The 21512-nt window shown below is 60.9% G+C and carries 16 protein-coding genes; 6 read left to right on the top strand and 10 right to left on the bottom strand.

Annotated features, from left to right (window positions below; translation table 11 throughout):
* Window positions 1-386 precede the first annotated feature (386 nt).
* Window positions 387-2279: a penicillin-binding protein 2 gene (mrdA, locus tag ACQRBT_RS26565; protein ID WP_060752352.1), complete on the top strand. Its 1893-nt coding sequence runs from the start codon at window positions 387-389 to the stop codon at window positions 2277-2279.
* Between the two features lie 11 nt (window positions 2280-2290).
* Here the strand turns inward: mrdA and ACQRBT_RS26560 are convergent, their stop codons facing one another.
* On the bottom strand, window positions 2291-2689 hold the full coding sequence (locus ACQRBT_RS26560) for a GFA family protein (RefSeq protein WP_412047660.1): 399 nt from the start codon (window positions 2687-2689) through the stop codon (window positions 2291-2293).
* 101 nt (window positions 2690-2790) lie between these two features.
* Between ACQRBT_RS26560 and ACQRBT_RS26555 the strand changes: the two genes are divergently transcribed.
* Window positions 2791-3258: an SRPBCC family protein gene (locus ACQRBT_RS26555; protein ID WP_412047659.1), complete on the top strand. Its 468-nt coding sequence runs from the start codon at window positions 2791-2793 to the stop codon at window positions 3256-3258.
* Window positions 3259-3349: 91 nt separating this feature from the next.
* On the opposite strand, the gene ACQRBT_RS26550 is transcribed toward ACQRBT_RS26555, so the two are convergent.
* A complete protein-coding gene (locus ACQRBT_RS26550) occupies window positions 3350-6106 on the bottom strand; it encodes an autotransporter domain-containing protein (RefSeq protein ID WP_412047658.1) in 2757 nt (918 codons plus the stop codon).
* Window positions 6107-6325: 219 nt separating this feature from the next.
* Here ACQRBT_RS26550 and ACQRBT_RS26545 point away from each other — a divergent pair, with 219 nt between their 5' ends.
* The 4 genes from ACQRBT_RS26545 (at window position 6326) to ACQRBT_RS26530 (ending at window position 10725) form a co-directional block, all read left to right on the top strand.
* On the top strand, window positions 6326-8683 hold the full coding sequence (locus ACQRBT_RS26545; protein ID WP_412047657.1) for a DNA polymerase II: 2358 nt from the start codon (window positions 6326-6328) through the stop codon (window positions 8681-8683).
* 73 nt (window positions 8684-8756) lie between these two features.
* Window positions 8757-9335 (top strand): GNAT family N-acetyltransferase, encoded by a 579-nt coding sequence (locus tag ACQRBT_RS26540; RefSeq protein ID WP_161550200.1) that lies wholly within the window; start codon window positions 8757-8759, stop codon window positions 9333-9335.
* Between the two features lie 16 nt (window positions 9336-9351).
* On the top strand, window positions 9352-9984 hold the full coding sequence (locus tag ACQRBT_RS26535) for a glutathione S-transferase family protein (RefSeq protein WP_412047656.1): 633 nt from the start codon (window positions 9352-9354) through the stop codon (window positions 9982-9984).
* Between the two features lie 165 nt (window positions 9985-10149).
* Complete coding sequence (locus ACQRBT_RS26530; protein WP_412047655.1) at window positions 10150-10725, top strand: DUF4174 domain-containing protein; 576 nt, start codon at window positions 10150-10152, stop codon at window positions 10723-10725.
* A 59-nt stretch (window positions 10726-10784) separates the two neighbouring features.
* Here the strand turns inward: ACQRBT_RS26530 and ACQRBT_RS26525 are convergent, their stop codons facing one another.
* From ACQRBT_RS26525 to ACQRBT_RS26490, 8 genes are read right to left on the bottom strand one after another with little or no spacing between them, the layout of a single operon-like run.
* The gene (locus ACQRBT_RS26525; protein WP_162843541.1) at window positions 10785-11828 is read right to left on the bottom strand and encodes an acyltransferase family protein; all 1044 of its coding nucleotides are present in this window, start codon (window positions 11826-11828) and stop codon (window positions 10785-10787) included.
* Between the two features lie 22 nt (window positions 11829-11850).
* The gene (gene murJ / locus ACQRBT_RS26520; RefSeq protein WP_412047654.1) at window positions 11851-13260 is read right to left on the bottom strand and encodes a murein biosynthesis integral membrane protein MurJ; all 1410 of its coding nucleotides are present in this window, start codon (window positions 13258-13260) and stop codon (window positions 11851-11853) included.
* Window positions 13261-13262: 2 nt separating this feature from the next.
* Window positions 13263-14690, bottom strand: a complete 1428-nt coding sequence (locus tag ACQRBT_RS26515; protein WP_198763221.1) for an O-antigen ligase family protein — start codon at window positions 14688-14690, stop codon at window positions 13263-13265.
* 2 nt (window positions 14691-14692) lie between these two features.
* A complete protein-coding gene (locus ACQRBT_RS26510; protein WP_104993220.1) occupies window positions 14693-15796 on the bottom strand; it encodes a glycosyltransferase family 4 protein in 1104 nt (367 codons plus the stop codon).
* Entirely contained in the window at window positions 15787-17004 is a 1218-nt protein-coding gene (locus tag ACQRBT_RS26505) for a glycosyltransferase family 4 protein (RefSeq protein ID WP_104993221.1), read from the bottom strand. The genes ACQRBT_RS26510 and ACQRBT_RS26505 overlap by 10 nt, the downstream gene beginning before the upstream one ends.
* 8 nt (window positions 17005-17012) lie before the next feature.
* On the bottom strand, window positions 17013-18341 hold the full coding sequence (locus ACQRBT_RS26500; RefSeq protein WP_090372186.1) for a cellulase family glycosylhydrolase: 1329 nt from the start codon (window positions 18339-18341) through the stop codon (window positions 17013-17015).
* Window positions 18331-19521 carry a glycosyltransferase gene (locus ACQRBT_RS26495; protein WP_412047653.1) on the bottom strand — a complete coding sequence of 397 codons (1191 nt, stop codon included), beginning with the start codon at window positions 19519-19521 and terminating at the stop codon, window positions 18331-18333. Before ACQRBT_RS26495 ends, ACQRBT_RS26500 begins: the two co-directional genes overlap by 11 nt.
* Window positions 19521-21512, bottom strand: a complete 1992-nt coding sequence (locus tag ACQRBT_RS26490) for a GumC family protein (RefSeq protein WP_161550195.1) — start codon at window positions 21510-21512, stop codon at window positions 19521-19523. Before ACQRBT_RS26490 ends, ACQRBT_RS26495 begins: the two co-directional genes overlap by 1 nt.

Below are 21512 nucleotides of genomic sequence, written 5' to 3'. Positions count from 1 at the left end.
AGTAGGTCATCGTCAAGATTAAATTCCGAAACCCCATTTGCGAAAGCAGATGGGGTTTTGTTTTGGGCGATCGAAAAGTGGCAAGCTGGCTGCGGCGCGGCGCCAGTGGGTTCAAGCCAATTGTCTTGAGCCGCGTGTGTCAGCACAATTACTCATCCCACGAGCCCCGCGCGCCTAACCTATCGGGCATCGGTCGCAAACATGTCCCCCTATGGCTTGAAGCCTTTCTAGAGCCAAAGTCCGTGTTCACCTGACAAAACACATGCCGTTGGGGAAATCGATGCAAAGTGTTTCTGCATTTTTGGTATGGTGCAGTACATTTTCACAAGGATTGATCTTTATCCGCAGGATGCGGCGTCGACCCTCTTCAACGAGATGCTGTAGAAATGCCTGAAGCGATACCGATCAAAGATCACGAAAAAGAAAACCGTTTGGTCAACAAGCGTCTGTTCGCCTGCGCGCTGCTGGTGATTGGTATCACCTGTGCCCTGGTGGGGCGCCTGTATTTTCTGCAAGTGGTGCAATACGACTACCACTCCACGATTTCAGAAAACAACCGGGTCCACGTACTGCCGATCACGCCGACCCGTGGTTTGATCTATGACCGCAATGGCGTCGTGCTGGCTGATAACCGCCCCAGCTACAACCTGACGATCACCCGAGAGCGTACTACCGACCTCAAGGGCGAGTTGGATGCCATCGTCAATCTGCTGCACCTACCCGCCGAAGACCGTGCAGTGTTCGACAAGGCGCTGAAACAAGCGCGCCATCCGTTTGTGCCCGTTACGCTATTTTATGAACTGACTGAAGAACAGATTGCCGTTTTGGCCGTCAACGAATTTCGTCTGCCAGGCGTGGACGTTGAGCCGCAGTTCGTGCGGCACTATCCGTTGGGCCCGCATTTCGCTCATTCGATCGGCTACGTCGGTCGCATCAACGAAAAAGAATCCAAGTCCCTCGATTCTGTGGAATACCGCGGTACCCAGTCCATCGGCAAGACCGGCATCGAGCGGTTCTATGAGTCTGAGCTGCATGGCCATGTCGGCTATGAGGAGGTCGAGACTAACGCTCAGGGCCGCGTATTACGCGTTCTCAAGCACACCGACCCGATCCCCGGCAAAAACATCGTGCTGAGCCTCGACGTCAAACTCCAGGAGGCCGCCGAAGAGGCCCTGGGCGACCGTCGCGGCTCGGTGGTGGCACTTGATCCACGTACGGGCGAGGTGCTCGCCATGGTCAGCAAGCCGAGCTTCGACCCGAACCTGTTCGTCACCGGTATCAGCTTCAAGGAATACGCCGCGCTGCACGATTCCATCGACCGTCCGCTGTTCAACCGCGTGTTGCGCGGTCTTTACGCGCCCGGCTCGACCATCAAGCCGGAAGTGGCCATCGCCGGTCTCGACAGTGGTGTCGTCACCGCTCAAACCCGAGTGTTCGACCCTGGTTACTATCAGTTGCCCGACTTTGACCACAAATACCGAAACTGGAATCACAGTGGCGACGGCTGGGTGGATATGGACGCGGCAATCATGCGTTCCAACGACACCTATTTTTACGACCTGGCCCACAAACTCGGGATTGACCGGTTGCATGACTACCTGGCGGAATTCGGTCTTGGTCAGAAAGTCTCCCTGGATATGTTCGAGGAGTCTGCTGGCCTGATGCCGTCTCAAGCCTGGAAGCGCGCCACACGGCGCCAACCCTGGTTCCCGGGGGAAACCGTGATCCTGGGTATCGGCCAGGGTTATATGCAAGTCACGCCACTGCAATTGGCCCAAGCCACCGCGTTGATCGCCAACAAAGGTGTGTGGAACCGACCGCATCTGGCGAAGACCATCAACGGTGTGCCTCCAGTGGATGAACATCCGATGCCCAACGTAGTCCTCAAGGACCCGCGTGATTGGGAACAGGTCAATCACGGCATGCAGCTTGTGATGCACGACCCGCGTGGTATCGCACGGGCCGCGGCGCAAGGTGCGCAATACCGCATCGCCGGCAAGAGCGGTACGGCGCAGGTGGTCGCGATCAAGCAAGGCGAACGTTACGACCGTAACAAAACCCTGGAGCGCCATCGCGACAACGCCTTGTTCGTCGGGTTTGCCCCGGCGGAACATCCGGAGATCGTCATCTCGGTCATGATCGAGAACGGTGAGGCTGGTGGCCGAGTCGCCGGTCCCGTGGTACGTCAGATCATGGATGCCTGGCTACTCGATCAAGAGGGGCACTTGAAACCCCAATATGCCGCGCCGGCCAAAGCCCCCGGCGACCCGCACGTCTAAGCCGGGGCAGGTCAGGCTGGTCGCGCCACGCACTCCAAATCCTCATGAGCCAGCCACGGCACATCGTGGCTCGTCCAGATATGCGAAGTGGGCCTGACGCCCGGGTCATCATCTAGCGTCGCCACTCGAACGATCACATGGGGCTGATGCCCGCGTTCCGCCATCAGATGTGATCCGCAACGTGAGCAGAAATGTCTCAGCTTGCCCGGCGACGATTCAAACGCCGACAGCAGTTCCTTACCCTGTATCCAGCGAAAGTGCTCACGCATCACCCCGGCAGTGGCGACGAACGCAGCTGCATGGGTTTTGCGGCAACTGTCACAGTGGCAATGGCTGATAGGCATGTCGAGGCTGTCCACCTGATAGCGCACAGCTTTGCAGAAGCAACTTCCGTTCAACGGGTCAGTCATAAAGTACGGCGGCCGTGTCGAGGGTAGGGGCACCATCATCGCGCATAACTCAAGGTTGCGCATTGATCGATGTCGCCTACTGTCAATGGAGGAGGTGACTTATGCTTGTATTAGATCGCATCGAACGGAAAGTCCTGCTCAACGCTTCACGCAAACAGATCTGGGAGGCCCTGACCGACGCCGAAAAGTTTGGCAGTTGGTTCGGCATTGCCCTCAAAGGCAAGAGCTTCGTCGCGGGTGAAACCATCGAAGCCCCGATTACTTACCCCGGTTATGAACATGTGATGTGGAAGGCCAAGATCGAACGCATCCTGCCGCAAACCCTGTTTTCCTTCTGCTGGCATCCTTACGCGATCGAGCAGGACATCGACTACGACAAGGAGTCCCCGACACTGGTGGAGTTCACCCTTGAGGACCGTGCGCCGGGCATTCTGCTGCGGGTTGTCGAGTCCGGGTTTGATGCTATCCCTGCCGCCCGCCGCCAAAAAGCCTTCAAGATGAACTCCCGTGGCTGGGACGAGCAAATGGGTAATATCGAAACTTACTTGGGCCAATCCCGCCGAGCCTGACCCCACGGGCATCAGTATTGATGCCCGTGTTCACTTGAGTCAGCCTTCGTGAGCGGTGATGACTTCCAGGGTACTCGGATAACCCTGCTCGTTAGAAACTCATCTGCCATTGACCGACCAGTGCGTTGTTACGGCTGCTGCTGCCGAGTTCGCCGTTGTACCCGACACTAAACCTCTGCTGTGCAGACAAGCCAACATCCACCCCCACTTCGACCATCAAGCTGTCGCGGTCCAGTGCGCTGCCTTCAACACTGAAGGCGTCACCGCCGACCAAGAATGCCTGGCGTGTTTCACTGTCGACATTGCCATACAGGTGCCGCCAACCGAGAGTGGCGCGGGGTGTGAGGCTGATGCCATTGTCCAGCTGGCTGAGATGAGCTACGCGTGCGCCGAAGGTGCTGCTGAGGTTATCCAGAGTTTGGGCACTCACCTTGAGTGAAGCATCGCCGCCTTTTTCGGAATAGCTGTCGCGGTGATAGCGCTGGTAACCGAGGTTGGCGAACGGCTCAATGCTGAATCGACCGCTGCCCAAGGCGTAACCCAATTCGGCAAAGGCTTGTTGGCTGTCGGCATTGTAGTCACCCTTGGGGCGATCGCTGAAACCTTCGAATGCCACCGTGCGTTTGTTATCGCCCGTGTGATGGCTGTACGCAGCGCCCAATCGCAGGGCGAGCGGGCCATCCTGGCGCACGGCGTACGCCCCTACGTGCCAACTGCGCAATGTGTTGTCGACGTTGTGGCTGTCGATGTCAGTCTTCGAATAACCGCCCAATACGCCCAAGCGCCAGAGGGATGACAATGACCAATCCACGCCCAGCAGACTGCCTTGGGTGCGCTGTTGCGAGGCGTCGGTGCCGTGCTGGCCGTCGAGTTTGCCGTAGCTACCGATACCTTGCAGCCACACGCGAGCGCGGGCGTGCGGGTCATTGAGGTTGCGGGCGCTGCTGGGGATACCGGTGGCTGCCAACGCCGGGGTTTGCGTCGATTCAAGTCCAACCAGCAAGCTGGAACTACTGCTCATCTGGCGCATGGCTGACAGCATCGACGTACCGACCTGGGCGCTGGCCGCCAGAGTGGCGCTGGCCAGGTTAGCGTAGCTACTGCCTGCCAGGGCTTCGATGGCGGCACTGGCGGTTAATTCGGAAGTGCCCAGCAATGCGTCGTAGAGTGGATTTGGATTGGGAATCATGGATGGGTAGGGATACGAGCCGTCCCAGTTTTTCCAATGGCTCCAAGTGATCGACTCGATGCTGTTTGCCGCGCGGGCAGCGTTGGCGGTGCGGGCGTAGTCGATGAATTCTATATCGTTGCGGGTGTAGCTCAGGTTCACTTGGTTGTTTTCGTAGCTGAGTTTCGGCAACAGGAAGGCGTAGCCCGGCAGGTAGGACTCATCGAAGGTGCCTGTGATACTGCCTGCTTGCAATATCGTATAGGTGCTGTGCCATGGATACTCCATCACCGAATAACCTGGTTGAAGCGACAAATAGGCGCCATTAAGTTGGGCATTACCGGCAACATGGGTCGTTGCTGCGCTACCGTCTGAGCGGGTTACGAATTCGAATGTAGAGCCTGGATTCATGACTAGGTTGCCGTTGACCTGTGGAGCCCCCACGACGGTGTCAGTGATCAATCGCCCGTTGATGATCAGGTTATTCAGTGAGCCTCGACCCTTGTAATAGGCGCCTGGGTCGACTATCACGTCGCCGGCGATGCCGCCCTGATTATTCAGGATGGCACCAGAAGTTACGCGTGCGCCTTCTCTGAAGTCATTGTGACCATTGAGTACCCAGTACCCGCCATTGACTTTCAAAGTGTCGAAGTTCCGTGTTGTTTCAACCGTCCCATCAAGCGCTCGTTCCGGGTCCCAGTAATAATTGGAGCCTTCCAGAATCATCGTGTTATGCCCCGACCCGCCATCGACCAAGCCCTCAAACCGGGCGCCACGGTACAGCGTCAGAGTGTCATTGCCGCCGCCCAGGTCAAGGGCCACACCGTTGCCGCCACTGATCAGGCCACCGTTGTGCACCTGATCGTCAAAGTCGCCAATGAACCGTGCGCCGTACCCGTTGAGTCCGCGCAAGTCGACGAAGTTTCTGAACTCCATGGCGCCCGATGCTGGCCCGTCATGGCCATCGCTGACCAGCAGGCCATTGTCGGCGCCAGTGATGGAGCCGGTACGCGGCGTAACGAAGTCGTACGTTCCCCCATTGAACATATAACCGCCTCCGACGGATACACCGTCGCTGGTATTGTTCCGGCCGTTTTTGTTTACGCCACTGGCGCCGGTGGCTCGAATATCGCCTGGGTTGTAGATGTAGGCGATGCCACCAATTCGCACTCCGTCGCCATTGACGTTCTCCAGCCGGCCATCTCGGCTGCCAGTGATCGTGCCGTAATTGTAAACATTGCCGTTACCAGCAACGGAAAGCCCCGCACCGTTACGTCCGATAAGTGTGCCTGAGTTGCTCAGCGTATCGATCTGATCGCCGGAGATACCATGGAGGCCACCTGAGATCACGCCCGCGTTTTCGAAGCGCACAGTATTCCCGTGGCCTAGGTTGACTGCGTCGAATCCAGCTCCGCTAGTGATAGCGCCGTCATTGCGAATGAAGACATCGCGCTGCCCTTCAGGAAGGTTTTTGCGTATGTCGACGGCCGTAGCAGTACTGTTAATACTGCCGGTTTTGGTCACTGCAAGGCTGGGATCAAAAAAGGCGCCACTGCCCACGGTCTGGGCCGTTGTGGTTGGCGTATCAATCAGGATTTGCGCATGGCTGGCTTCAGTGAACCAGGCACTCGAAACAATCAACGAAATAGGTAGGGTGAGACGGCGGGGTACGAACGACATGCGCGAAATCCTTCTCTATAATCGCGCTATTTTCCTATATAGCCATTTGATATTGCCAGCCCATTCTAATAATCAAATGCGCTGACAACCGATGCAGTGGGCGGGGTGATTAGAAATCCACCGTCGCCGACAACTTCGCCACCCGCGGATCGCCTTGGGTCAAAAAGACGAATGCCGAGTAGAATCACGCTCTGAAAGCGATTCCTGAGGTGCGGTACGTTGGATTTACAGCAGGGTTTTGTCCTGACCCGGCATTGGCGCGACACTCCGGCAGGCACGGAGGTCAGTTTCTGGCTGGCCACGGACCATGGCCCGCGGTGTATCCGGCTGCCCGTGCAGACCTCGGTGATGTTCATTCCTCAGGCCCATCGCAAGCCGCTGGATTGGCTGCTCAAAGGCGAGCGTGATATCGAATTGCGCCCGTTGCAGCTGTGCGACTTTCATCATCGTCCGGTGCTGGGCCTCTACACTCGCCAGCATCGCCAATTGATGGACTTGGAAAAGCGCCTGCGTGCCGCCGGTGTCGATGTCTACGAAGGCGACGTACGCCCACCGGAGCGCTACATGATGGAGCGCTTCATCACCGCACCCGTGTGGTTCGGTGGCACGCCTGATGCAATGGGCGTGTTGGGCGATGCGCAGATGAAACCCGCGCCTGACTACCGCCCGCCGCTCAAGCTGGTATCCCTCGACATCGAGACCACCGCCCAGGGCGATCTCTATTCCATTGCTCTTGAAGGCTGCGGCGAGCGTCAGGTGTACATGCTCGGCCCACCCAACAAAACCGCTGCGGTAGATTTCAAGCTCGACTACTGCGAGACCCGCGCCCAACTGCTCGAACGCCTCAACCTGTGGCTTGCCACCCATGACCCCGATGCGATCATCGGCTGGAACCTGGTGCAGTTCGACCTGCGCGTGCTGCATGAGCACGCCCAGCGTCTCAATGTACCGTTGTTGCTGGGGCGCGGCGGTGAAACCATGACGTGGCGCGAACACGGCAGCCGCAATCACTACTTCGCGGCGGCAGCGGGGCGGTTGATCATCGACGGCATCGAGGCACTGCGTTCGGCCACTTGGAGTTTCGAGTCCTTCAGCCTGGAAAACGTCGCGCAAACCCTGCTCGGCGAAGGCAAGGACATCTCCACACCCTATCAGCGCATGGACGAAATCAACCGCATGTTTGCCGAGGACAAGCCCGCCCTGGCACGCTACAACCTCAAGGACTGCGAATTGGTCACACGGATTTTCGCCAAGACCGACTTGCTCAAGTTCCTGCTGGAGCGGGCCAGCGTCACTGGGTTGCCGGCCGACCGTAGCGGCGGCTCCGTCGCCGCCTTCACCCATTTGTACATGCCGCTGATGCACCGCCAGGGCTTTGTCGCCCCGAACCTGGGCGACAAACCACCCCAGGCCAGCCCCGGCGGGTTTGTCATGGACTCGCGTCCCGGTCTGTACGAGTCGGTATTGGTGCTGGATTACAAAAGCCTCTATCCGTCGATCATCCGCAGCTTCCTGATCGATCCGGTGGGCTTGATCGAAGGCCTCAAGCACCCCGAAGACAGTGCGTCAGTGGAAGGCTTTCGCGGTGCGCGGTTCTCTCGCACCCGCCATTGCCTGCCGTCCATCGTCGCTCGTGTTTCCGAAGGCCGTGAAGTGGCCAAGCGTGAACACAACGCTCCGTTGTCCCAGGCCCTGAAAATCATCATGAACGCCTTCTATGGTGTGCTCGGTTCCAGCGGCTGCCGGTTCTTCGATACGCGGCTGGCTTCGTCGATCACGATGCGTGGGCACCAGATCATGCGCCAGACGCGCAAGCTGGTCGAAGCCCAGGGTTACGAAGTGATTTACGGTGACACGGATTCCACCTTTGTCTGGCTGGGCAAAGCCCATTCCCAAGCCGATGCCGGCCGCATCGGCCAGGCGCTGGTCCAGCACGTCAACGCTTGGTGGCGTGAGCATTTACAGCGCGAATTCGGCCTGCAAAGTGCTTTGGAGCTGCAATACGAAACGCACTTCAGCCGTTTCCTCATGCCGACCATTCGCGGCGCGGAGGAGGGCAGCAAAAAGCGCTACGCGGGCTTGGTCGTGCGCGATGATGGCAGTGAGGAAATGGTCTACAAGGGCCTGGAAACCGTGCGCAGCGACTGGTCGCCCCTGGCGCGGCAGTTCCAGCAGGAACTCTACCGGCGCATCTTCCATCGCCAGCCCCATCAGGACTACGTGCGCGACTACGTGCGGCGCACCTTGAGCGGTGAGTTCGATGAACTGCTGATCTACCGCAAGCGCCTGCGTCGTCAATTGGATGACTACGAACGCAACGTGCCACCGCATGTACGCGCTGCACGCCTGGCCGATGACTACAACGACCGCCTGGGCCGCCCGCGCCAGTACCAACGCGGTGGCTGGATCAGCTATGTGATCACGCTCAACGGCCCGGAACCGCTGGAGGTGCGGCAGGCGGCGATCGACTACGACCATTACGTCACACGGCAATTGCAGCCGGTGGCCGATGCGATCCTGCCGTTCGTCAACGACGATTTCGGCACCCTGGTCGGCGGGCAAATGGGCCTGTTCTAAAACACTTGCCGAAGCGCCGCGCAAGCCTGCACTCTTGCCCTCTGACGACCACTCGCAGACGGCGCAGCTCTCCATGACCCAGATCACCTTGACCGGCACTATCGTCGAACTCCAACCCTTGCAGCTCGAACACACAGCGGCCTTGCTCCAGGCCGCCGCCGACGGTGAGTTGTGGAACCTCAAGGTTACCAACGTCCCCGGCCCGGACACCATCGACGCGTACATGGCGACCGCCTTGGCCGGGCGTCATGCCGGTACGGTCATGCCCTTCACCATCGTGCGCAAGAGCACTGGCGAGGTCGTGGGCAGTACGCGCTTCTGGAAGATCGATCGGGTCAACCGCAAGCTGGAGATCGGCCACACCTGGCTGGCGCAATCCACTCAGAAATCGGCAATCAATACCGAGGCCAAGCTGTTGTTGCTCAGCTACGCCTTCGATGTGCTCGACTGCGTGCGCGTGCAATTCACCACCGACGAACTCAACGAAAACTCTCGCGCAGCCATCCTGCGTCTGGGCGCCGTGCAGGAAGGCATCGTGCGTCACGAACGCATCATGCCGGACGGGCGCAAGCGCAACTCGGTGCGCTTCAGCATCATCGACTCGGAGTGGCCGCAGGTGAAGGCGAACTTGCAGGCCAGACTAGTGCGATAAACCAGGGGGAACGCCCATGTATACGCTCTACGGTACCGACGATTCCGGCTCATGCATGATCGAAATTGCCCTGCAACGTTGTGGGGTACCGTGGCACCGGGTAGAGGCCAGCTCCTGGCAGGAGGGCGAGGGCACCGAAGCCCTGGCCCGTATCAACCCACTCAAGCAGATTCCCACGCTGGTCACCCCCGATGGGCAGGTGCTGACTGAAAGCGCTGCCATCCTGATCTACCTGGGCATGGCGTTTCCCGCGTCGGATCTATTGGCCGGCAACCGCGCGCAGATCCTGCGCGGCCTGCTCTACATCGCCGCCAATTGCTATTCGGCGATCGGCATCATCGATTATCCGCAGCGCTGGCTGGGTAATGCGGATGAGGCGCTGCAGGCGCAACTGGTCAGTGGTACGCGACGCTATCTGCATCAAGCCTGGGTGGTGTTCGCCGATCAATTTGCCGAACAGTTGTTCGCCCCCGGCAATGTGCCGAACGCCCTGGGCATCATGGCGGCCGCGGTTTCGCACTGGGATGAGGCGCGTGAGGTATTGACCGCCTTGGCGCCAAGCTTCGCCCAGAGTCTGGCGCACGTGGATGCTGACCCCATCGTGGCACCGGTGTTCGCCCGGCATTGGCCTCTGTGGGAAGTCTCATAATGTTTCCGCAATCAGAAGAAACAATGGCGCCTGACCCCATCCAAGCCCTTGCGTCGTGGGCGTCCTGTCCTACTCTTTCGTAAAGCGGTGTAGGAATCATCCTTGAATTTGACTGTCGCACACATGAAACTCAAGAACCCTGCATGGAATTCAAAGGAGGTGCGCATGCTCATCCGGTCGCTGACCCTGGCTACCTTGATGGCTTTAACGGGGCCGCTGTTGGCCGCTGAGGATATCAACCCGCTCAAGCAAGACATGGGCAAGACCCGTCCGCTGGTGGTTGTGGAGCTTGATTCCGGAAACTCCACCTTGGCGACTCTTCAGAAACAACTGAGCGAGCCCGCCACCAAACAATCCTTTGAAGAACGCAATATGGTGTTCTACACCGTGAAGTTCGGCAGCATCGGCGCTGAAGGGGAAAAGTTTGCCAAGGAAGCCAAGGACAACAAGAAGCTGACGCCGCCGGAAACCAATGCGTTGATCCGGGCCCTCAAGCTGGGTGCCGGCAGCGGGACCAAGGTGATCCTGATCGGCAAGGACGGCGAGAAAAAAATCGAGAAGACCGTGCCACCGGATACCCTCGATTTGAAGGAGTTCTTCAGCGCCATCGACCAGATGCCCCAGGCCGAAAAAGACCTTGCGGCACCGGCTGAACCGGAACCTGCCGCAGCGCCTCCAGCCAAGGGCGCCAAATCGGCCAAGCCCGGCAGTAAGCCCGCCGCGTCACAACTTGATGACTGAACATGCATGACAAGTGTGGGAGCGAGCAAGCCCGCTCCCACATCGTATGAGTGGTATTTTCAACTTTTCGGGGCTTTGCGCACCGGAAACGGAAAGTAGAAGAACCGCAAGACCGCCACACGCTTGATCACTTCCCCAATCATCAGCGGTACCACCACCGCGATCACCAGGCCCAGACAGGCCGACATGAACGGATGCAGGCCCAGGCGCTCCATGAGGTCCACGGCCTTGTGCTGGATTTCCCCGTGAAAGATCAACACGATCAGCGTTGACTGGCCGATATACGTCATCATGCGGGTCAATAGAGGCGATACCATCAGCACCCGTGCCAGCGCCCAGCACATATACACGCCGATCACCGCCAGCAGACTGGTCCACAACCAGTGGTCATAGCGTCGTTGCGCCAGGTCCATGGTGTCGCGGCTGTAAACAAACACGGCGGCGAACAGGGCGATGGAAATCACCAGGGTCAGCAGCGAGCCCTCATGCCTGCGTAGCCAGTCGCGCAGCAGGTAACCGTAGATAAAATAGGTGCTGCTGATCAGGGTGACTTCGAGGCTGAAGGGCAGGCCAGGCATCGTCCAGGTTTGCCCGCCTATGGTCACCGGTACTTGCCAGAACCACGGCAGTACCCAGATGCCGAGCAACAGTTGCGCGACCATCAGCAGGCAACTCGCTAGCAACGGCAACTTCAGATGCTGGATCAGGCGCAGCATTAACCAACTGAACAGAATCGCCACCCAGAAGTGCGGTAAAAACCACAGCGCTTGCCACGGAATAGTGTCCACCGAGGCGTACAGCACGCCGCCCACATCCGGCAACAGGGGCTGCCCGCGCAGTAAATCGCGTACGAGCACATACATCAGCATGGTGAAGAAAAACGGCTTGAGCAGGCCATCGGCCTTGCGCACCGCCATCTCCACAAACGGCTGTTCGGGCTTGAAAAACACGCCGGACAGGAAGAAGAACAATGGCAACACAAACGAGGCGAGTATTGGATAGAGCAGGTCCAGGGAGTTGGCGACAAACCAACTATGGCCATACACGATCACCAGGATGCCGATGCCTTTGGCGATATCCATTTGAATCCAGCGTTGTTTCACGTAACGACTCCTGATCGATCATTCATGCCTTGCGCCACGGCTTCAGCCACAGCCCCATGCCCAGCAACACCACGGTGCCTGCCAGGGTACTCAGCCCCAGTTGCAGCCACACGCCTTCAATTGAAAACAGCCCCAGCGCGGCCGCGCCCATGACCAACGCACTCAGCAGCCACTGCCGCGCCCAGGGCAGGGCGGCGAGCAATGCCTGGCGCTGCATCAGCAACAGTGCCGTGCACATCACCCCGGCCAATGCGGCCAGCGGAATGCCCGCCAGGCCAAACACAAAGGGCAAGGCCGCGAGCAACAGCACATTGACCAGGCTACCGAGCAACTCGCACCGCAGCGGCTGTCGCGTGTCGCCGGCGGCGTAGGCATAGCGCGCAAGCAGGGCGTTCCAGGCGCCGAACACCAGCGGTACGGCGAACCAGGCCAGCAGCAATGGCAACGGTGAATCCGCCGATTGCTTGGGCAGCAGCAAGGCGACCAGGCTGGGCGCCGCCGCGACCAGGCCGACGCCGGCCGGCAAGGTCAACACGCTGGCGCTCTCCAGGCCGCGCTTGAGCAAAGCCAGGCGCTCATCGCCCTGGCGGCGGCTCATCATGCCCAGCAGCACCTGGTTGAGGCTCATCAGTGCAATCAGCGGCAGGTTCATCAACTTGCGCGCCAGGTTGACCCACGTCACCGCGCCTTCACCCAGCAGCGAGGCCACCAGCCGCTCGATCAACGCCAAACCTTGGCTGGCACCGTTGCTCAGCAGCAGTGGCCCGATGCGTTGCCCCAGCTCCTGCAACGGCGTGATGCTCAACTGCCAGCGCCATGGCCGCCACCCTTGGCGCCAGATCGACGGCAGCAAGGCCAGTGGCATCAACAGGCTACCGGCCAGGCAGGCCAAGGCCAGTGCGCGAGGTTCAGTCGCGGTGCCTGCCAGCGCGAGGTAAGTCACCGGCGGCAAGTTGAACAACAGCGAGCCCAAGCCCGCCAGCACAAAACGCTCGCTTGCCTGCAACGGAATACTGAATAGCGCATGCAGCATCAAGCCCGGCACGCACCAGGCCACGACCTGTAAATTACTCGCCGCCAGGGCCGTCGCGCTGGCCGCCAGCCCCGGGCCGAGTAGCTGCACCAGCCAGGGGGCCAACAGCGTCAACAACAGGCTGGTCATCAGCGCAATCAGCAGCAACGCGGGAAACAACACCGCCAGCCAATCCAGGCGTTCGCCGTCCTTGCGTTGCAGGTACAGCGGCAAGGCAGCGGCGCTCAACACACCGCCGGCCAACGACATGCGCAACGCCTCAGGCAAGAACAGCGCGATCAGGAAGGCGTCACTACGCTCCCCGGCGCCCCAGGCCGCCACCAGCAGCCACTCGCGCGCGAACCCCAGGCACAGGCCCAGCAGGGTCGCCAGGGTCAGCCAGACGGCGGAACCGAGCATGCTTAAGGCCGCACGCCGTCAAGCAACGGTTTGCGATACGCCACGGTCTTGTCCTGCGGCAGGCGTGCCGGAAACAAGCGGCGTGCTTCCAGCACGTTGATGCCCACCATCAGCCAGAACAGCGCCACCATCACCACGGCAAAACTGAAGTAGTGGTCAAACAGACCGCTGACCAACGCTGACAGGATCCCCGCCGTGCTACCCAGCCACAGCGCGTTGTCCTTGGTCAGGCGGATCGGGCCGGCTTCCGGGCGTGCTTCACGCCACCAGCGCACGGTGACCGCTACAAACAGCAGCATGCCGACGATGCCCGTCTTGTAGATGAAATTCAGCCACAGGTTGGAAATCCCCAGCAGGTGCGTGCCCGGCACGGGCGGATCGACCTTGAAACCAATACCGAACGGATAGGCCGCCACCGCTTGAGGGAACATGCGGTATTCATCGACACGGACCTCGGTACTGGCGTTGCTCGACGAGAAGATCGTCGCCAGGCGGTCCTGCAATGGCGGGTAGGCCATCACCAGCGCCACGGTCAGTACCGCGCCGACCATCAGCAAGCGCCCGGTGTATGGCACGCGGCGCGTGGCCATCCAGATCAACACCAACGCCAGACTGACCATTGCCCCACGGCTACTGGCCAGCAGCAACGCCGCCGCCCCCAGGCATGCCACGCCCAGGCCCAGCGCACGCTTCCAGCCGCGCTCGGTCATGCCGAAGCAAAATGCCAGCGGCAACAGCAAGGCCATGATCCCGCCGATGGCATTGGGGTGCATCCACGGCGAACCCATGCGTGACGACATCGCCTCCAGGCCGAATTTCAACATGTCGAAGTTGCCGTAATTGAGCAGCGCCAGGATCGGCGCAATCCCGGCCCCTGAACGGGTGCGTATGAATACGGCGATGGACATCACCAGCATTGCCAGGGTGCCCAGCAACAAGGCCATCACCAAGGCCTCGCGGCGTTTTTGATCCACCAGCAACTTGGCGGTGAGGAAGACGCCCGAGAGGTTCAGCAACCAGCGCAACCAGTTGGCCACGCCGCTGCTCTCGGCCTGGATGCTGACCTGGCCGACGATGAACGGGAACACGCTGAACAGCATCAGCCACAGCAGCATCTGGTCCGTCGGCCGGCGTGACAGGGTCGGCGTGTCCGGCAGGCGGGCCAGGAAGCTGTGCCACATCACGGCGCCCCAGGTCAGCGCCAGGATCGCTTCGCTCACCGTACTGCGGATCCCCAGGTTGATGGTCGAATAAGGCATGAACGTCGCCACCAGCGCGAAGAGCAACAAGCCCCAGAACGGAAATCGCAGGATGGTCACGGCCGCCGCGAGGCCGACCACGGCCAGAAACGCCTTGGCGGGTGAAAGTGCCAGGGCCAGCCCGCCGAACAGCAGGCCGAACAGAATCGCAACGAGGCTTGCTAGGGTTATTCTCACGTGAGTTCCTCGATCAGTTCGGCCACGCGCCGGCGATAGGCATGGTGGTTGAAACGCTGCGCCCAATGGCGATGTTGTTCGGATGAGTCTTCATCGGGCTGTTGGCTCAGGCTCACCATCAAGGCGGTCAGCGCTGCGCTGTCGGTGGGCGAAAAACGCGCCGCCGACGGTGGCGTGATTTCATCCAGCGACGTACCGCTGGCCACGGCCACCGGGGTGCCGACACTGAGCGCTTCGATGACCGGTAAACCAAAACCTTCGGCATAGGACGGTTGCCACAGGCGCGATGCCTGCCGGTACAACCCATGTAACTGGGCATCCGACACGCCGCTCAGTGCGCGAATGCCTGGCAACGTGCGCTGGGCCTCGGGCAGGTGCTCAAGGCTGCCCACCAGCACCAATTCCGGCACGTTGGGCGATTGCTGGCGGGCTTTCTGCCAGGCCTCCACCAGGAACGGTACGTTCTTGCGCAGCTCGCGAGTCCCGACCAGCAGCCAGTAGCGCTGCGGCAGTTGATAGGCGCTGAGGTCTGCCGGCGGTTCGCCAAACCCATCGACCTGATTGGGCAGCACACGAATCTTGCCCGCCGCCTTGGGGAACAGGCGTACGGTTTCATCCGCGCTGTACTGTGAGGGCGTCCACACGCGGTCGGCGCTGTGTACCGCGTAGGCAATCGACACGCGATCACTGGTTTTGTAGATCAGTGCCTTCAGACGGTTGGCGTGGTAGTTGTTCAAGGTAATCTGGAACAGGTCATGCAACAGCACCACGGTACGCATGCCCTTGGGCTTGGGGGGCAATGGCAGGCCCATATTGAAGGTGCTGATGTACACATCGATGTGTTGCTCACGCAAGGCACGCGGCAGGAACCCGGCTTCGAAACGCAGGCGGTTCTGCGGCTGATGCATCGCGGTTTTCGCGCAGCCCCAGGCCGGGCAGTGGGCCCGCAAGCGAGTTTCATCGCCCAGCGGGGCCACCGTGAAGCGCTCCAGCTCGATACCCGGCAGGCTGCACAGCGCATTTTCCAGCGCATACACCTGACGGCTGATGCCCGATTGCGGCGAGGTGCCGACGGTGCGGTAATCCAGACCTACACGCATGTGGGCTCCTTTTGATTGAGCGGCGAGAGCGTCGCGTACACCTGCTCCAGCTGGCCGGCGGCGACACTCCAGTCATGGGCCCGGCGTGCATAGGCGCGGCCAGCCTCGCCCATGGGCAGTGCCGCTGCGGGATATTGCAGCAGGCGCACCACTGAATCTGCCAGGCCGCTGGCGGTCTGCCCGCCCAGGTAATCCACCCCTTCGACCAGGTCCAGGCCCGATACCCCTTGTTCGGTGCTGGCCAACGGCAACCCCGCAGCCAGGGCTTCGAGTACTTTTAGCTTGGAACCGCCACCATGACGCAACGGGGCCAGGAATACCGAGCAACTCGATTGCAGCGCCAACAGGTTCGGCACAAAACCTTGCCACTCGATACGCGGGTCCTGCCAGCGTTCGCGCCAGCTGCCGGGCATGCCGAAGCCGCACACGCTCATGCGCGCATCCGGGCATTGTTCCCAGACCTTGGGCAGGATTTCATCCAATGCCCACTCGATGGCGTCCACATTGGGAGCGTATTCATAATTGCCGAGGAACAGCACACGGCGCGCCGCGGGATCAGGACGGGCACCGGCGAAATGCGCGCAATCCACGCCGTTGACCACTACGGGCACGGGCTTGCCGGCGATGTTCTCCAGCACCTGCGCGTCGCCGGCGGTGACCGCCACCACCTGCGTGGCCTGGCGCATGACGCGGCGCTCCCAGCGGCGGTATCGCCATTGGTCGTAGTGAATGAAGGGCAGCGCCCAGCGGGGCAGGCGGTCGTAGGTCGCTGCGCCGAGCGCCGATTCCACGTTGTGCTCGGTCAGCACAAAGGGTTGGGATTTACGCGCCAGGGCATCTTCATAGGGTTGGAAGGTGTAGGAGTGCTCGATCTGCACCACGTCCCAATGCTCATTGAGCAACGGGTCGAAGGTGTCCTGCAGTGCACCTGACAAGCCATTGACACTGGCCAGCAGCGGGTAGGGCGCAAACAGCCCGGCCACCAGGGTTTTCACGCTGCGCAGTGGTCGGCGCGGCAGGATGATCAACTGTTCCAGGAAGGCTTCCAGCACCTGGCGATCGGTCAGCGACACGGGGTGCTTGTCATGCAGCAACAACGTGATCCTGTGCCCACGCGCGGCCAGGCTGCGCAGCAAGTGGAACTGGCGCGTCTTGCCGCCGCTGGTGGCGGGCCAGGGCGAGTAGGGCAGTATCCATAAAATGCGCATGGCGGGCTTCAATCCCATAACAGAATTTGCAGGTTCGACTTGACCGGCACGGTCAACCCATTGGTGCCGCTCACCGGGGTTTGTGTGCCGCGCAGCGGGTCGTACAGGGTCGCGCTGGTCAGGTTCGGCAGGTGTGCGTTACCGCCCTGTGCCGACCAGAAGTACCACAGCTTATGGCCGTCGGCGCGGGTCCAGCCGATGCTGAACAGGCCGTCGGGTAACTGGTCGGCGATGGGCGGATCGCCGGGCGTCAGTTGCGGCCCGCTCACATCGAGGAAGTTCTTCAGCGCTGTGTAGGACGGCTTGGGGTTGGCGTTGATGTCGAGCAAACCGTAGGACTGGTCGCGCACGCTGGCCCGCTGGTCAAGGTCACTGAGGGTGAACAGGAAGATCTTGTCAAAGTCCATCGCGCTCATCAGCGCCACCCGGCGTACCACGTAGTCAGCCTGCTGCTGCCGGGTGATGAGGTCTTGCGCCTCTTTGGGCCCCGGGTAATTCGACCAGCCCCACTCGGTGCTCCACAGGGTTTTCACGCCCTCTGCGCGCAGGGACTGGTTGAGTGCCTGGGTCTTGGCGACAAAGTCCAGGTTGGCCGGGTCATTGCCCTCGGGCAGCTGGTTGTAGGGGTGATAGGACACCACCGTATTCAGGCGGTTTACGCCCAGTGCGCTGAGGGCGCTGAGCATGGTCTTGCCGTTGGGCATTTCGCTGAGGAAGGCCATGCCGGCCGCAACCACGGGTTTGTCCGGGTTGACCGTGCGCAAGGCGTTGGTGGTCGCCGCCAACAGGGTGAAATAGCCTGCGGGGTCGGCTACCGGGCGCCAGAAGCCGAGCAAGTTGGGCTCGTTCCAGACTTGCCAGGCGTCGACGCTGGGGTAGCGCTGGGACAACAGCGCCATGCGGTTGGCGAATACATCCGGGTTTTTCGGCGGGTACTGGTCCTGGTACGGCGCACCGGGCGGCGCCGTGGTGGCAAAGGGCGCCGAGCCTACCAGGTAGAACACCGATTTGAGCTGGTTGGTCTGCAGGTTGCCGACCAGTTGGTCCAGCGTCGCAACCTGATACTGGCCTTCGGCAGGCTCCAACTGGTCCCAGTGCAGGTCCAGGCGCACCCACTGCAAGCCCAGGGCTTTGAGTTTGTCGATCTGCTGTTGATACAGCGTGGGGCTGAACCACAGGAATTGCGCATTCACTCCCAGGAAATCCTTCCACACCAGCACTTTGTTGCCTTTGAGCACATGGCTCTCGGCATCGGCCTGGCGGCCCCACAGAAAAACGCTCAGGCCGAGCGCGACGATCACGAGCAGTGAGGCGAACCAAGTCCGTTTATGCGCCATAGGGTGCTCCTGCAATGGCTTGCTCAAAAAGGTCCTTGAACTTCTGCGCGGTCAACGGCCACAGGCGTTCGCGGCCGATTTGCGCGGCGCGTTCAGCCCAGTCCTGCGCCAGTGTCGGTGTATTCGCCAGACGCAACAGTTGCTCGCTCAATGCGCCCACATCGCCCTGGGGAAAGATCAAGCCATTGCCGCTGGCGACCTCCTCGGCAAACGCGCGCGCATCCGAAGTGATCGCCCCGCGCCCACACGCGGCGGCCCAGGACAGCGCGCCACTGGTGCCGCGCTGGCGGCCCAGCAGGCCGAGTTTTTTCGATTCGCGATACGGCAGCACCATCACATGGTGCACCTGGATCGTCTGGGCAATCTCGCTGGCCGGCAGGTTCAGCCGCCAGTCGATGGAGCCCGCCAGGCCGAGGTCGGCGATCTGGCTGTTCAACTGCTCCAGGTAATTGCCGCCTGCGCCGAACGCCATTTCGGCGGCAGTGCCACCGGCCAGGGTCAGGCGCACACGGTCATGCAATTGGGGGGCTTGCTTGAAGACGGCGGCCAGGGCCTGCAACAAGTCTTCAATGCCTTTGCCACGGTAGATAAAACCGAAATACAGCAGGCGCAGCGTGTCCAGCGACGGCAAGGCAGCCGGCGCAATCGCCAGGTTGGCGTGGTTGATCACGGCCACTTTGCCCGCAGGTAAGCGCATGCGCTCGCTCAGGCAGTCGGCGCCCAGGCGGGTGAGGGTGACCAGCCGGGTCAGGTCCTGGGCGACGCGGCGTTCTTCGCTCAAGGTCAGCGGGTCTGCCAGCACCACCGCTGCCTGGGGCAGTGGGCTGGGCAAACGTTCCAACAGGTTCAGCGGGAAGGGCAAACGCTCCCGGCGCCAGACCATGCGCTCCGGGTCATGCACGGTTGCGGTCAGCGGCAGCTTGGGGAGCGCCTTGCGCAACTCGCGCAAGGCCAGGAATTCTCCCAACCGCCCGCCGCCCAGCTCGGCGTGGACCAGGTCCACGCCTTGCCAGTCGAATGCGGCGATGGCTTGGCTGATGGCAACGCTGTTGCCTGCCACGCCGCTCAACGGTGTCACCACCGTCACCCCCAATTGCTCCAAAGCCGTCTTGAAATGGTTCGCGTAGTCGGCGATCCCGTTCTTTTCCGGCGGCAAGGGCGCAAGCAGGGCGATGCGCATCAGAACGCCCCCCGGTACTTGGCGATGTTTTGCAGCACCTTGGCCGGCACTTCGAACTTGCGTCGGTTGATGATGATGCCGTCGACTTTGCCAAACGCCGTGTTGAGGATCGACAGGGCATGTTCCACCACCGGCACCGTGCTTTTTTGCGCTTCCACCACCAGCGCGATCAGGTCGGCGCGGCGCAACGTGACGAACGCATCGCGGTTATCCAGCAGGGCCGAAGCATCCAGCAGGACCACTTCCCCCTGTGCCGCCGGTGCCGCACCGCCGACACGCACGTTGATGCCGTTCTCTTGCAGCAATTGGCGCAATTGTTCCACCACAAAGGTCACGCCTTCACCGTGGCGCGCCGAGGTCAGCCCCAGCGTCATGCCCTGTTCGGCAATGCGCTCCAGTTGCAGCAAACCGTACAGCCGGTAAATGCTCGCATTGAACGCGTTGGTGCCTTGGGCGGTGCTGGTGTCCAGTTCCGGCAGGGTGGTCCACAGCGGCAAGCCGAATTTGCGCTCCACCAGGCCGCCATCGTGAATGCGCTGGTCCAGCAGGTAGCATAGGTAGATCACCAACAGGCCGACGACGATGGCAAACGGGATCGCCAACATCAGCATGACCAAGGTTTTCGGAAAGACACGACCTGGGTTCAGGGTGGCTTCTTCGATCACCGCGATGTTGCTGATCTGGCTGTTATCCAGTTCACGGTCGATGCGCGATTTTTCCAGGTTGTCCACATACAGCGCGTAGTTGCGCTCGGTGGCGCTCAACTCGCGGGAAAGGCGCGCCAGCTCCGGCTCAATCTCCAGGGCCTGCTTGCGCTGGGCTTCGAGGTTGACCAGTTGTTTCTGCTGCTGAACCAACTGAGTACGCAGCGCCAGGTTGTTGCTCGACTCATCCAGCAGCACGCGTTGCAAGTGGATTTCCAGGGTGTTCGGCGCACGGTTTTCCGAGCTCTGCACCGTGTTGCTTTCACTGGCGACCTGGGCCTGCATGGCAAGGATCGAGGCGTCCAGCGCTTTGACCGGCGGCGCGTTGTCGGTGTAGGTGCGCATCATATCGGCCTTTTCCAGCAGCTTCTGGTTGAGCAGGCGACGCAAATCCTGCTGCTGCGGGTTCAGGGCGATCTGGCGGACCGTGGTCACTTCCTTGGGCTGGGTCTTGAGCTGGTTGCGAGTGCTCTCCAGGGCGCTGTCGGAAGAGGCGATCAGGCGGGTGGTGTTGAAGGTCTCGCCGCGCAGCACGTTGATGCGCTCGGACAAGTCCTCCAGGCGGTCGGTAATGCTCGCCGCGCCGATCTCGTTGAGGTGCGTGAGGATCTGTTGCTTATAGCTCTTGATCTCGTTGGCGCTGGTGTTGACCTGGCCCTCGTAGAACGCGTACAGGCTCTTGCGGCCCAGGGCCTGGGTGCGTTCGTTGATGTAGGTCTCGATCCAGTTCTTGACCACCATCTGGGCAATTTCCGGGTCGCCCCATTTGAAGCTGATATCCATCACCGTGGACCCCGCGGCGTGGCTCACCTCGAAGTTTTTCTCCAGGCTGGCGGCCAGGCGTTCCACCGGGGTGGTTTTTTCGACGATACCGACGGTTTCCAGCACTACACGCACGCCGTCGAACACGGCACCGATGCCGCTCTTGACGTAGTACTTGGTGCGCTTCCAGAAACCTTCCGGCGGCGGTGCATTTTCAATCACTTCCAGGTAGTGCTCGGCCACCGCGCGCACGATCGGGCGGCCGGTCAGCAGGCGCTCTTCGTCGACAATCGGGTCGCGCTGGGTGCTGGGCATCACCAGCGCCTGGCGGTTGCTGATCTCGATCGGCAAGGTCGAGTCACGCCCAGGCTTGACCAGCAGGCGTGCGGTGGACTCGTACTTGGCCGGCAGCAGGAAGGCCCCCAATAGCATGATGACCAGCGCCGCGATGGCCGCCAGCTTGAACTCATGCCTGAAGATGAAGAACAGGCGCAGAAGATCCCGAAAAGAACGGATCTCGATCAT

It is taken from the genome of Pseudomonas sp. R19M (genome assembly GCF_050312585.1).
GTDB lineage: Bacteria > Pseudomonadota > Gammaproteobacteria > Pseudomonadales > Pseudomonadaceae > Aquipseudomonas > Aquipseudomonas palleroniana.
Note: the sequence above shows the minus strand (reverse complement) of the source record. Positions and strands in the feature narration are given on the sequence as shown.

Coding starts and splice junctions, on each gene's coding strand:
- mrdA (WP_060752352.1), top strand. CDS start 387: ATGCCTGAAGCGATACCGATCAAAGATCACGAAAAAGAAAACCGTTTG.
- ACQRBT_RS26560 (WP_412047660.1), bottom strand. CDS start 2,689: ATGACTGACCCGTTGAACGGAAGTTGCTTCTGCAAAGCTGTGCGCTAT.
- ACQRBT_RS26555 (WP_412047659.1), top strand. CDS start 2,791: ATGCTTGTATTAGATCGCATCGAACGGAAAGTCCTGCTCAACGCTTCA.
- ACQRBT_RS26550 (WP_412047658.1), bottom strand. CDS start 6,106: ATGTCGTTCGTACCCCGCCGTCTCACCCTACCTATTTCGTTGATTGTT.
- ACQRBT_RS26540 (WP_161550200.1), top strand. CDS start 8,757: ATGACCCAGATCACCTTGACCGGCACTATCGTCGAACTCCAACCCTTG.
- ACQRBT_RS26535 (WP_412047656.1), top strand. CDS start 9,352: ATGTATACGCTCTACGGTACCGACGATTCCGGCTCATGCATGATCGAA.
- ACQRBT_RS26530 (WP_412047655.1), top strand. CDS start 10,150: ATGCTCATCCGGTCGCTGACCCTGGCTACCTTGATGGCTTTAACGGGG.
- murJ (WP_412047654.1), bottom strand. CDS start 13,260: ATGCTCGGTTCCGCCGTCTGGCTGACCCTGGCGACCCTGCTGGGCCTG.
- ACQRBT_RS26510 (WP_104993220.1), bottom strand. CDS start 15,796: ATGCGTGTAGGTCTGGATTACCGCACCGTCGGCACCTCGCCGCAATCG.
- ACQRBT_RS26505 (WP_104993221.1), bottom strand. CDS start 17,004: ATGCGCATTTTATGGATACTGCCCTACTCGCCCTGGCCCGCCACCAGC.
- ACQRBT_RS26500 (WP_090372186.1), bottom strand. CDS start 18,341: ATGGCGCATAAACGGACTTGGTTCGCCTCACTGCTCGTGATCGTCGCG.
- ACQRBT_RS26495 (WP_412047653.1), bottom strand. CDS start 19,521: ATGCGCATCGCCCTGCTTGCGCCCTTGCCGCCGGAAAAGAACGGGATC.
- ACQRBT_RS26490 (WP_161550195.1), bottom strand. CDS start 21,512: ATGATCGAGATCCGTTCTTTTCGGGATCTTCTGCGCCTGTTCTTCATC.